Below are 11,273 nucleotides of genomic sequence, written 5' to 3'. Positions count from 1 at the left end.
CAAAGTACTTGAATTATATTAATCATATTTGTGGAGCCACGAAATTTTGTGTGTTTAGCAAAATCAATCACAACCCATAACAGTATAAGTAAAAACAAAAACACTGCCACAAAAAATATCTTCTTAGACTTGTTCATCAAATAGTTTACTTCGTATATCAGTAAATACTCAGTGCAGCAAATTTCACATTTATAAATGATAATATAAAGTCAAATCAAAGATTGTCGGACAATTTACCCATACGGAAAATCATTCACATTGATATGGATGCTTTTTATGCATCTGTAGAACAGCGTGACAAGCCCGAATTGAAGGGCAAACCAGTGGCTGTGGGAGGAAGTCGATCCCGAGGCGTGGTAGCAGCCGCATCCTATGAGGCTCGTAAATTTGGTGTGAGGTCAGCCATGCCTTCTGTCACGGCATTTCGTAGGTGTCCAGATATCATCTTTGTAAAACCTCGATTTGAAGTGTACAAAGAGGTCTCCCATGTCATACGAAATATCTTCTTTGAATATACCGATCTAGTGGAGCCACTTTCATTGGATGAAGCCTACCTTGATGTCACCAACAACAAAATTGGTCTTCCATCTGCCACTTTAATTGCCGAAGAAATTCGCAAGAAAATATTTGAATCTACCAAACTGACTTGCTCCGCAGGTATTTCTATTAATAAGTTCCTGGCTAAAACAGCTTCCGACATCAACAAACCCAATGGACTTAAACTCATCAAACCGGATGAAGCAGTGAGCTTTATTGAAAAATTAAAGGTCAAAGATTTCTTTGGAGTAGGACAGGTCACAGCCGAAAAGATGAAAAGAATGGGAATACACAACGGATTAGACTTAAAAAATAAATCCTTGGGATTTCTTTCTAAAAACTTTGGGAAAAGTGGCGTCTATTATTACAATATCTGCCGAGGCATCGATGATCGTGAAGTTAACCCGAATCGAATCAGAAAATCTGTGAGTATTGAAAACACTTATGATAACGACCTTTCTGAATACGAAGACGTGCTCGCTGAATTGCAGACTTTGTCAAAAGCTTTAGAGAAACGTTTATCAAACAATCAGGTTAAAGGAAAGACCGTGAATATCAAAATTAAATACGCGGACTTCGAACAAGTAACAAGAAGCAAGACCTCTCAGGTTTGGCTATCAAAACACGAAGATTACGAATCTCTTTGGATTGAAATGATGAAGAATCGGCAATTGACTGAAAAACCTATTCGACTCCTTGGATTGGGTCTATCTAATCTGAATACAGAAGAAAAAGATAATCAGGGTTTTCAACTCACCCTTGAGTTTTGATTATTTAGCTGCTCTTTGAGCGAGGTGATCTTGAGAGCTTTTGAAATCTTCCGGTGTGTCGATATCATTCCAGTAATAACCCACCACTTCAATAATTCGCGCTTTTTTCTCAGCTGACAGGTGCGTCACCAAATTAGAAATGGATAGCTTCTGATTTGTTGCAATATGATCCAATACATCAAATACATTTTTCTTCACATAGAATAGACCTGTATCATAGTAATTGTAACCTTCGATCTCTTTGCCAATCCTCTGGATATAATCATCGGCATCCACCTTAGTCACATCGTCCAAATCGATATGTTTATTGTGATCTCCAGGAATATCTACAGCTAATTTCAAAAATGCGCCTTTATCAAAAACTAATTTGGTCTTTAAATCAGACAAAAATGCCTCTTCATAATAATGGTCGGCCATAGTAAAGAAAAACTCCTCATCCCCCAAGTCATGCACCCAATCCTTGGCTGCATACAATGAATATCCATTTTCCAATTCGTATTTCTCATTGTAAATGGTTGTGATGTTAGCTGTATACTTTTGACGAAGGTCTTCGCAAATTTCTTCCAACGCAGGCTTGTGAAACCCAGTGATTACTGCAAAATCCGTTACTCCAATTTTTTGAAATTGATCGATGTGTCGCTCCATTAGGCTTTGCCCCCCTACTGTGAGCGCAGATTTTGGTTGACCTAAGTTTAAACGTAAGTTTTTGCCAGCGGCGAGAATTACACAGACCATAGAGTGATTATAATCAGTTGATAGGAATGCGCAATGTTAGCGAATTATCAACGATTTATTACCCAATATGTAATGAAATTAGGCAGATTCCTGTGTAGCCAATTGAAACTTCAATTGTTTTACAAAATCTTCATCCATGAATTTTTGTGCTAGCATCACAATGGCGATTGGTATCAACTTGATCAAGCACACAATGAGATACAAATCGAAACGACCCATGATGCTAAAAAGCATAATCAAGGTTCTATGCGTGTTGGTCCCACCGACCAATGCCCACCAGAACATGATTGGATTGAAAGTGTTTCTATATTTCTCAATGAACTTTTCACGAGTACTGTCATTAAATGCGAAATGCTCATATACATCTCTCATCTCTTCTGTACGAGTCACCAACATCCACTGTCTTTTGGTATAATCAATTTCTAATCCTCTGAAAAATTTATTCCAGAATCCTACTTCATCCGTAACCTGAGGTAATTCTTCAATTTTCTTGACTTTAGAACCTTCTGATCCAGCTACATAAAACAAGAATTCACTCTTGTAAAAATCATAAATCTGTGAAGTAAAAATATGAGAAACTACACCTGCAGGAATAGCCAAAAGGAATATGGTCCAACCCATCTCTCCCTGCACATAATAAGCACAAGCAGAAAGATAACAAGCAATAAATATGGCACTATCTATGAAGCCATCAATGAATCGACCCAATTCAGTGGACTGTCCAGTCATTCTAGCCAACTGACCATCTGCACTGTCTAATACTCCAGCCAACGTAATTAATACAGAAGCCCACACTGTAATTACCCAACTCTCTTGGAAATATAGCATATACCCTCCAGTGACTCCTACTATCAGGCTGATAATGGATACTTGTGTTGGAGTCATATTGAAGTACTTCCCGATTTTGGCAAAATACAATCCGAAAAATCGGCTGAATGCGAGATCGAATCGCTCTTCAATATCTATAAGCTTAATGGTAGATTGAACTTCGGCGTTGTGGTTGCTGAAATGGTTCTTTATGCTACGTAACATTTAATGCGTCTCTCGTTGTCAATTTAGGTCAACTGCTCTCTGATTTTTTGCGGCTGCAAAATTAGACTAATTTTCTACCAATTCCAGCCTTTCGTTATACGTCAGACTTTCTAAATAGATATTTCAAACTAATTATAGTTGCCACTACATGGCAAAGCCTGCTGATTCCAGCGAACACTAATGGGACAATGATATTTCGTTTACCCCCCAAACTTTTTTTCAATATGCTATTCGCAATATCTGGTTTTGATATATTATCAATAAAACTTTGTACTATTTCCTGATTCTCAGTAATCATCACCACCTCTTCTTCGAAATAGTAGCTGATAAAATCAAAATTGCTACTCCCGCAAATCAACTTCCTACCATCGATCAATATGGCCTTGAGGTGAGACATTCTGCCTTGATACTCGTAAAAATTGAAGTAACCTTTCATCAATTCATTAGTCAGAATAGCCTTGAAGATATTCTTGTTATTGATTCCCGGAGAAACTATATCTAGTCGAACATCTTCTGCCTTATGGTTTCTGGTATAAGTCAATAATGGATCCGACACATAGGGAGAGAAAATCTGAATAGATGCCTTTGCCTCATCAATGTTTCGAAATACCTCCTTATAAATCTCTTTACTTCTGTAACCATCCAGGTAATACATTTTGGTATCACCCAAATCATCGACCGTTGATTGATCATTTTCAGCAACGGATCTGTGAAAGTCGTTTGAAAGCGATTTGGCCATTTCAGCGCTATTCATTTCCACCATCATGTCGTGCCACTCAAAGTTGTGCTCACAAAAATTAAGCCCGCCTATGAAAGACACCTCCTCGTCAATGACCACCATCTTCTTGTGATTCCGATGAGGGTATTGTAGAAATAGAAACCCCAATGGGTTGGTGTACTTCACTTTGATTCCATTGGCTCTGGCCTTCTTGATGATAGCTTTGGTATTCTTCACTTCAGCACGAAAGTCCTCGTCTTTGAAATAGCCCAGGCTGTAAATGAAACGGTCGTTGATCACAAATTTGGAATAGGAATCCAGACTCAACTGAATGTCCTTGGCTGGCGAAGCGATTAGGGTGTCTACCAACCATTCACCTACTGAGTCCCCTTCAAACGACATGGCCTGAATATAAATACTCTGCTGTGCCTTAGCTGCTAAGCTCTCGAATCGCTCTTTAAATGCATCCGAGTCTACCAATACCTGTCCTGTCATTTTATTCGTTGAAGGTGATAAAAATGGAAAGCAGCAAAATTAGCTGAAAAGCGCAATTCAGCTCCTGTTCAATCAAACTTATTCGTTTCCCCAATCAGAGTTATTCGCTAGAGAACTCTGATTCTTACTTCAAACTCAGCGTCCTTTCAAGTGACTCTGAGTAGTCTCGTGGTGACATAATGTGAAAATATTGCATCTCCTATTGGGTACTCTATAAAATATTGTTCTTTTGTGCGTCGAAACTAAGTATCCATTTCTTATGAAGATCGCACAAGTATGTCCGTATGACTGGTCCAGACCGGGAGGGGTAAAAGCCCACATCGAGAATTTGGCCATCTATCTTCGAAAGATGGGACATGAGGTGAAAATCATTGCACCCAATGTAAATGCAGATCAAATTAATGACCCAAATGTCAAGTTGATTGGAAAAGGCCGTAGCACTACGTTATGGGGTGGTACGGAGATCGACATCAACGTTGCTAAAGGAAGGGAAGTAGAAGAACTTAAACGCTATTTGGAAAAAGAGCAATTCGACTTACTGCATTTCCATAATGGCTGGACACCTTTTATGACCTATCAGGTACGGTACTATTCCAAGGCCAAGCATATTGGTACGTTTCACGATACGCCAGCAGACAACTTTTTGATGCAAAAGTTTGTGGGACCCATTCTGATGCCCTTGGCGGCCAGTTTAGTTTGGAAAGTGGCTGATCATATGATTTCTGTTTCTGAATCTCAGGCACGATATGTTAAATCTTTCTTGGCCAAAGATCCTACAATTATCCCAAATGGCATTAACCCTGACCAATTCAACACCTCTTTTGAGCCTATTCAGGAGTACAAGGATGGTAAATTCAATTTGCTTTTTTTAGGGAGGTTTGAAGAGCGCAAGGGTTTGTTCTATACATTAAAAGCATTCAAAACACTAAAGGCGAAATATCCCGATATTCGTTTACTCATCGCTGGTGATGGCGAACAAAAACAGGAGGCGCTGGACTTTGTCGCCGAAAACAATTTGGAGGATGTCGTATTTCTTGGCTTTATTGACGAAGAAATAAAAGCCAACTTGATTCGAACGGCAGACATACTATTGGCCACTGCCATCTATGGTGAAAGTTTTGGAATCGTATTGCTGGAAGCCATGGCCTGCGGTACACCTGTAGCCGGATTTGGCAATGAAGGCTATCTGAACGTAATCAAATCGCCTTGGGACGAGTACTTTCCCACCCCTCGAGATTTAGAAACGCTCACCAACAAAATCGAAAAGCTCTACCTCAACGAGGACATCAGAAAAGAGATGTCGGCTTGGGGGATCGAAGAGGCCAAAACCTACGAGTGGGAACATGTGACCAATCAGGTGTTTGAGGTGTATGAGATGGTGATGGGAAGAAAATAAGCGAGCTATTAAAAAAAACTTCTTTCTACTTTTTGTCTTGAAACAAAAAGTAGACAAAAAATTCAAGGCTCAAAATTGATCTCCTAAAATTCATCTTGTTTGCTATACTGAAATCCAAACTCACTCCGCTCAAACAAGGGATTTCAAATCATACGTCAATAGATGAATTTTTTAACGGGATTAATTTAATGCCAATATTCCCGCTCGATGCGAAAAAGGAATGAGTAGGCTTACTTCCCCAAAATCCCCTTCAAATCAGCAGGAGAATACTCTACTGACTTTAAAGTCTTGTCATCTTCCTTGCGATAAACCAAGAATAGTCCATCGGCTTCTTTGATGTAGCTATCCGTGCCTTTGTTCTTTTTGTAGTGTTTTACAGTGGCTTCGGCTTCTTCCATGGTTTTGCAAGCCTTGCTCATATTCGAGCGCTGCACTTCGTTGAATAGCTCGACGAACTTGTCTCCTAATCCAAACTCCAAAACTGCTCCAGATAATACGTACTGAATATCGCAAAGTGCATCTGCTACTTCTACCAGATCATTGTTGTCGATAGCCTCTTGCAGTTCTTTCAACTCTTCAGAGATTAATTCTACCCTCAAAGCGCATCTTTTGGCATCTGGAATAGCCGGTTGATCAACGATAGGATGTTTGAATGTCTTATGAAACTCAGCTACCTGATTGAGTGAATCTATCTTCTCCATGAAATTGATAATTGGTATTAAAAAATTGTAAGCCCGAAATTCTTCATTCGGCTCCTAAATCCCAAAAAATGTGGAAAAGTATTCAGCCCTTGTTGGTCTTGTCCCAAAGGGATGCCTTTGGCATGACCAACAAGTCTCTATCTTCATTCCGACATCCTTGGCTTGTTGGAGACAACTCCAACAAAGACGAATAAACGTGGAAAAGTATCTATCCCTTCTTCTTGGACTCGTTGCGCATAGCCAATGAAAGGAAATACACAAATCCGCCAATGACGGTTCCAAGAATTATGATCATTCCGATTATTGCTGAAGTACTCATTTTTTCGCTGCGAATTTGTTGTACAAAAATTTATTCATGAGGAATCCGATCAACATCACCCCTCCCCATTGTGTGATAATGGAAGCATTGCTATACACGTCGAACAGGTTCCAATGGCCATTGGCATCAAACCAAGGATAGTCGCTATAACCTTGTGACAACCACCAATAAATGAGGAACAATGCCAACAGAATGTTGCCACTCATGCAGATCACAAAGTATTTGGTCGATACTTTGAAATCAGAATCTTCATCCACCATTTCCTCTTTGAATTTCTTGGCTCCTGATTTGACCACAGCGAATAGAATAAACAGACCCGTGACGATCAATCCTACTCCCCAAACCCAATCCTGGTTGGTAAAGAAATCAAGCGAATAAGCCGACGGAAAACCAAAGATGATAAAGAAAATCACCACTCTGGTCATTGCGCTTTTTCTAGTAAAGCCCAGATCATTCAGGTTTCTGGTAAATAACTCTATCATTGGCAAAAGCGAACTAAAGGCAGCTAGAAACAAAGCAGAGAAAAAGACAATAGCCAATATTCCCCCACCTGGAAAAGTAGAGAACAATTTCGGGATAATGGTAAAAGTCAAGGCTTGATTGCCTGACTGCAAATAAGAGACTGCGCCTTCATAAGAGGGCGCTAAGGCAAAAACTGCCGGTAATATGGCTATACCAGCCACCAATGAGGCCGTGTTATTCCCAAAAGCACTAATAAATGTATTGAGGGTAACCTCTTCATTTTTCCTGGAATAAGAAGAGAGTGTCATCATCAATCCCCATCCGGCTCCGGTAGACCATGCCGATTGCGTCAATGCTTCTATCCAAATTCTTGAATTCCCAAAATCATCCCAATTGATGGAAAACATGTATTCTAATCCTAAAATTCCATTTTCCATATTGAGCGCGATCGCCGCAATGATCAGAAGCAAGAAAAACAAACTAGGAATTAAAATTTTATTGGCTTTTTCCAGTCCTTTCTGAATGCCTTTTGATAAGACAAAAACGCCCAATAGCACATTCAAAATATATAAGCCAATGGTAATCCAATTGCCATTTGAAATTGAATTCCAAAATTGATTGAGATACTCCGGGTTCTCTACCAGTTTTTCTGCCAACGGCTGCGTGTCAAACAAATTTCCTAAAGAAAAACCAAGGTATCGGAGCGCCCATGCCGTCACTATGGAATAGTAGAAGGCAATCCCAAGCGTACAGATGGTAACAAAGAAGCCCATCCAGGTGTACTTCTCACCGGCCAGCTGCGCGTAGGAACCGATAACACCCTTTTTAAATTTCTTGCCAATAGAAAACTCAGCTAGAAGCAGTGGTATAGACCAAATGAAGAGAAATAATATCCATAAGAGAATGAAAGTACCACCGTATTGTCCTGCTAATCTTGGAAATCGCCAAAGGTTTCCTGCACCTATGGCCATCCCTAGGGAGGCCAATACAATTCCCCATCGACTACTAAACTGATCTTGATCTGTTTGACTCATATTTTGGTTGTTGTTTGTCAAATCGACCTAAAGCAACCTAGGTCGGCAATTGTAACAATCGCCAATATTATGGAAAAAACTGACAGAAAAAAAGAATACTTATATCTGCGGGGTATTGGTGAAAATAGTATCAAAAAAAGAGGCCTTCTTACGAAGGCCCCTACCAATTCAAATAATTAATTTACTCACAAAGTGAGCGTTTAATGGCGCGGAGTGTGCCTCATTAAACAATTTCTATCTAATTCCTGACCTGTCAAATCTTCACAAGTTCTAAATTCAATTTTACATCTACTTCTTCTCCCACTACCAAACTACCAGTATCTAAGGTATCGTCCCATTTCAATTTATAATCAAATCTATTGATGGTAAAGCTAGCTTTGAAACCACTGACTGTCTTTTTCCCCATGTTGATCATACCACTGTAAGTAGCCGGAAATGTGATTTTTTTTGTCACATCTCTAATCGTCAGCATACCGGTAATTTCGTATTGATCATCCCCTTTTTTCTTAAAGGATTCGCTCACAAATGTCATTTGAGGGAACTCTTTTGCATTGAAAAAATCATCCTCCTTCAAATGTTTGTCTCGAGTAAGATTCTCAGTCGAAACGCTCTCTACCTTCACCTTTGCATCAATTTTAGCGCCATCAAATGAGTTTTTCTTGGCTTCCAACTCACACGTGAAATCTGTGAATTTTCCTGTCACAGTAGATATGGTCATATGCGATACTTCAAACTGAATAGAAGAATGGGCTGGATCTGCCTTCCACATGGTTTGAGCACTGACCGAATAAACTACGAAAATCGATAATAGTAATAGAAAAGCTCTTCTCATTTTGGTTAATGTTTGTTTCACATAATATAATCATTTTTAAAAACATTACCTATGAAAAATATGTATGTTTGAAATTTGATAAACACTACTGGCTTATGAAGATTACCTATTTGTCCTCCCTACTTATACTTCTCGTTTTTGGCTGTTCGTCTCCCAAAGACAATAATGAAAATACTGAGGTAGCAAACGAAATTGCAGAAACTAACCCTCCTCCAAATGACGATTTCTTTATGCAAGCGACCGATGGTACTTACTACTACCTAGAGGAATTAGTAGGTAAAAAAATCTTCATCAACTACTGGGCGACCTGGTGCAAACCCTGTATTGCAGAGATGCCTGACATACAAGCCGCAGCCGAAATTCTAAGCAAAGAAAACTATGTCTTCTTTTTAGTTTCTGATCAGGATATGGACAAAATCAAGGGCTTTGAAAATAAAAAAGGATTCAATTTGACGTTTGCCAAATTGAATGGAAAAATTCAAGATCTTGGTATTCAATCTCTACCAACCACTATGATCTACAACACCAGTGGCAAACAAAAGAGAAAAATCGCTGGAGCTGTGAAATGGGACAGCGAAGATATGTTGAACAGTCTCAGGGAGGTAGAATAATATGAGTGAATATGGGTTCTGGTCTTTAGTACCTCCGTTAGTTGCCATTGGTCTGGCGCTACGAACAAAGCAGGTTTTTCTTTCTTTAACTCTAGGTATCTGGATAGGATGGGTCATTATCGAAGGAGGCAATCCACTCTCAGGATCTTTTGCTACACTCAATGCATTTGTAGCGGTCTTTGAAGATGCAGGCAATACCAGAACCATCATTTTCACACTCCTAATTGGTGCACTCATTGCGCTCATTCAGCGCTCAGGTGGTGTAGCCGGATTTATAGAATCCGTCAAAAAAGTCCTTGAAAAACAGGAACAAAAAAATCGCAACAACCGTAGATTGGTTCAACTTTTTGCTTCCCTCACCGGAATAGTCATTTTCGTTGAGTCCAATATTTCCATATTAACGGTAGGCACACTCTACCGTCCGATTTTTGACAATCTAAAAATACCTAGAGAAAAACTGGCTTATTTAGCTGATTCGAGCTCTGCACCGTCATGCATCATCTTCCCTTTCAACGCCTGGGGTGCCTATATTATGGGACTATTAGTCATGCAAGGATTCGACCGTCCTTTTGCGACGATGATGAATGCACTTCCTTATAACTTCTATCCTTTCTTAGCTTTAGGCATTGTTGGTTATATCATTTACACGGGCAAAGACTACGGCCCGATGAAAAAAGCGGAGCAAAGAGCTCAAGAAGAAGGCAAACTAATTGCAGATGGCTCCACTCCAATGATATCGGAGGAAGTGTCTATGTTAGAGGCCAAGGAGAACGTATCCCATAGAAGCATGAACATGATCCTTCCCATTGTTACGATGATCATTATGATGCCAGTGATGCTGGTATATACCGGATGGGGAGGTCTGGAAGACACCCAGGGAAGTTTCATCGACCTCGCTCTTCAGGCCATGGGACAAGGTTCGGGCTCTATTTCGGTACTTACATCCGTAGCTACCTCAGTGCTCATTGCCATGATCCTCTATAAGGCACAACGGCTCCTCGGCATCAAAGAAATGGTAGACCTATCGCTCAAAGGCATGTCTGGCATGGTCTCACTTGCAATTCTAATGGTCTTCGCTTTTGCGCTAGGAAGCCTGTGTAAAGAATTGAAAACTGGACTTTTTGTTGCAGAAATTTCGAAGGCTTGGCTCTCACCAGGTTTAGTGCCCGCTATCGTGTTTTTAGTGAGCTGTTTTATTGCATTTAGTACGGGTACCTCTTGGGGCACATTCGCTATTATGATATCTATCGCTGTGCCTATGGCTACTTCTATGAATGTAGACCCACATTTGGCTATTGCAGCAGCTATTGGCGGTGGTGTGTTTGGCGATCACTGTTCTCCTATTTCAGACACCACCATTATATCTTCCATGGCCTCTGCGAGTGACCATGTAGATCATGTCAATACGCAACTGCCATATGCCCTCACAGCAGGTGGAGTGACCATACTTTTATATTTAATATTAGGGTTTATGCTATGACATCAAGAAAAGCAACCCAGGACGATATCTCTGGTATCCTTGCACTACAGGGCCAAAATCTTATCAGCAAACTCAGTGAAGAACAAAAAGCAACCAATGGTTTTGTAACTACACCTTTTACACCTGAGTTGCTTGAAGAAATCATTGACTT

12 protein-coding genes are annotated in these 11,273 nt (G+C 40.0%); 5 read left to right on the top strand and 7 right to left on the bottom strand.

From position 1 onward, the window contains the following. Positions 1–263 precede the first annotated feature (263 nt). A complete protein-coding gene (dinB, locus tag ACOQO5_RS00060; protein ID WP_420579627.1) occupies positions 264–1,307 on the top strand; it encodes a DNA polymerase IV in 1,044 nt (347 codons plus the stop codon). On the opposite strand, the gene ACOQO5_RS00055 is transcribed toward dinB, so the two are convergent. The 3 genes from ACOQO5_RS00055 to ACOQO5_RS00045 form a co-directional block, all read right to left on the bottom strand. Further along, complete coding sequence (locus tag ACOQO5_RS00055; protein WP_420579625.1) at positions 1,308–2,042, bottom strand: NTP transferase domain-containing protein; 735 nt, start codon at positions 2,040–2,042, stop codon at positions 1,308–1,310. A gap of 78 nt (positions 2,043–2,120) precedes the next feature. Further along, positions 2,121–3,074 (bottom strand): CDP-alcohol phosphatidyltransferase family protein, encoded by a 954-nt coding sequence (locus tag ACOQO5_RS00050; RefSeq protein ID WP_420579624.1) that lies wholly within the window; start codon positions 3,072–3,074, stop codon positions 2,121–2,123. 94 nt (positions 3,075–3,168) lie between these two features. After that, positions 3,169–4,287: a phospholipase D-like domain-containing protein gene (locus tag ACOQO5_RS00045; RefSeq protein ID WP_420579623.1), complete on the bottom strand. Its 1,119-nt coding sequence runs from the start codon at positions 4,285–4,287 to the stop codon at positions 3,169–3,171. 259 nt (positions 4,288–4,546) lie between these two features. On the opposite strand from ACOQO5_RS00045, the gene ACOQO5_RS00040 reads away from it, so the two are divergent. Further along, on the top strand, positions 4,547–5,683 hold the full coding sequence (locus ACOQO5_RS00040; protein ID WP_420579622.1) for a glycosyltransferase family 4 protein: 1,137 nt from the start codon (positions 4,547–4,549) through the stop codon (positions 5,681–5,683). A 230-nt stretch (positions 5,684–5,913) separates the two neighbouring features. Here the strand turns inward: ACOQO5_RS00040 and ACOQO5_RS00035 are convergent, their stop codons facing one another. Beyond that, entirely contained in the window at positions 5,914–6,384 is a 471-nt protein-coding gene (locus ACOQO5_RS00035) for a hypothetical protein (RefSeq protein WP_420579621.1), read from the bottom strand. Positions 6,385–6,452: 68 nt separating this feature from the next. Between ACOQO5_RS00035 and ACOQO5_RS00030 the strand changes: the two genes are divergently transcribed. Beyond that, a complete protein-coding gene (locus tag ACOQO5_RS00030) occupies positions 6,453–6,578 on the top strand; it encodes a hypothetical protein (protein WP_420579620.1) in 126 nt (41 codons plus the stop codon). A 14-nt stretch (positions 6,579–6,592) separates the two neighbouring features. Here ACOQO5_RS00030 and ACOQO5_RS00025 read toward each other — a convergent pair whose 3' ends face one another. From ACOQO5_RS00025 to ACOQO5_RS00015, 3 genes are all read right to left on the bottom strand, one after another. Beyond that, positions 6,593–6,679 (bottom strand): hypothetical protein, encoded by an 87-nt coding sequence (locus tag ACOQO5_RS00025; protein WP_420579626.1) that lies wholly within the window; start codon positions 6,677–6,679, stop codon positions 6,593–6,595. A 20-nt stretch (positions 6,680–6,699) separates the two neighbouring features. Then, positions 6,700–8,199: a sodium-dependent transporter gene (locus ACOQO5_RS00020; protein WP_420579619.1), complete on the bottom strand. Its 1,500-nt coding sequence runs from the start codon at positions 8,197–8,199 to the stop codon at positions 6,700–6,702. A 253-nt stretch (positions 8,200–8,452) separates the two neighbouring features. Next, on the bottom strand, positions 8,453–9,031 hold the full coding sequence (locus ACOQO5_RS00015; protein WP_420579618.1) for a YceI family protein: 579 nt from the start codon (positions 9,029–9,031) through the stop codon (positions 8,453–8,455). Between the two features lie 95 nt (positions 9,032–9,126). Here ACOQO5_RS00015 and ACOQO5_RS00010 point away from each other — a divergent pair, with 95 nt between their 5' ends. Both ACOQO5_RS00010 and ACOQO5_RS00005 read left to right on the top strand, forming a co-directional pair. Continuing rightward, positions 9,127–9,642 (top strand): TlpA family protein disulfide reductase, encoded by a 516-nt coding sequence (locus ACOQO5_RS00010; RefSeq protein WP_420579617.1) that lies wholly within the window; start codon positions 9,127–9,129, stop codon positions 9,640–9,642. Position 9,643: 1 nt separating this feature from the next. Continuing rightward, positions 9,644–11,122: a Na+/H+ antiporter NhaC family protein gene (locus ACOQO5_RS00005; RefSeq protein ID WP_420579616.1), complete on the top strand. Its 1,479-nt coding sequence runs from the start codon at positions 9,644–9,646 to the stop codon at positions 11,120–11,122. Positions 11,123–11,273: the final 151 nt, after the last annotated feature.

It is taken from the genome of Reichenbachiella sp. (assembly GCF_965223055.1).
Classification (GTDB): Bacteria; Bacteroidota; Bacteroidia; order Cytophagales; family Cyclobacteriaceae; genus Reichenbachiella.
Note: the sequence above shows the minus strand (reverse complement) of the source record. Positions and strands in the feature narration are given on the sequence as shown.

Excerpts from the sequence above, each read along its gene's own strand:
- ACOQO5_RS00050 (WP_420579624.1), bottom strand. The coding sequence starts at position 3,074 with ATGTTACGTAGCATAAAGAACCATTTCAGCAACCACAACGCCGAAGTT.
- ACOQO5_RS00010 (WP_420579617.1), top strand. The coding sequence starts at position 9,127 with ATGAAGATTACCTATTTGTCCTCCCTACTTATACTTCTCGTTTTTGGC.
- ACOQO5_RS00020 (WP_420579619.1), bottom strand. The coding sequence starts at position 8,199 with ATGAGTCAAACAGATCAAGATCAGTTTAGTAGTCGATGGGGAATTGTA.
- ACOQO5_RS00025 (WP_420579626.1), bottom strand. The coding sequence starts at position 6,679 with ATGATCATAATTCTTGGAACCGTCATTGGCGGATTTGTGTATTTCCTT.
- ACOQO5_RS00015 (WP_420579618.1), bottom strand. The coding sequence starts at position 9,031 with ATGAGAAGAGCTTTTCTATTACTATTATCGATTTTCGTAGTTTATTCG.
- ACOQO5_RS00055 (WP_420579625.1), bottom strand. The coding sequence starts at position 2,042 with ATGGTCTGTGTAATTCTCGCCGCTGGCAAAAACTTACGTTTAAACTTA.
- ACOQO5_RS00030 (WP_420579620.1), top strand. The coding sequence starts at position 6,453 with ATGTGGAAAAGTATTCAGCCCTTGTTGGTCTTGTCCCAAAGGGATGCC.
- ACOQO5_RS00040 (WP_420579622.1), top strand. The coding sequence starts at position 4,547 with ATGAAGATCGCACAAGTATGTCCGTATGACTGGTCCAGACCGGGAGGG.
- ACOQO5_RS00045 (WP_420579623.1), bottom strand. The coding sequence starts at position 4,287 with ATGACAGGACAGGTATTGGTAGACTCGGATGCATTTAAAGAGCGATTC.
- ACOQO5_RS00005 (WP_420579616.1), top strand. The coding sequence starts at position 9,644 with ATGAGTGAATATGGGTTCTGGTCTTTAGTACCTCCGTTAGTTGCCATT.
- ACOQO5_RS00035 (WP_420579621.1), bottom strand. The coding sequence starts at position 6,384 with ATGGAGAAGATAGATTCACTCAATCAGGTAGCTGAGTTTCATAAGACA.
- dinB (WP_420579627.1), top strand. The coding sequence starts at position 264 with ATGGATGCTTTTTATGCATCTGTAGAACAGCGTGACAAGCCCGAATTG.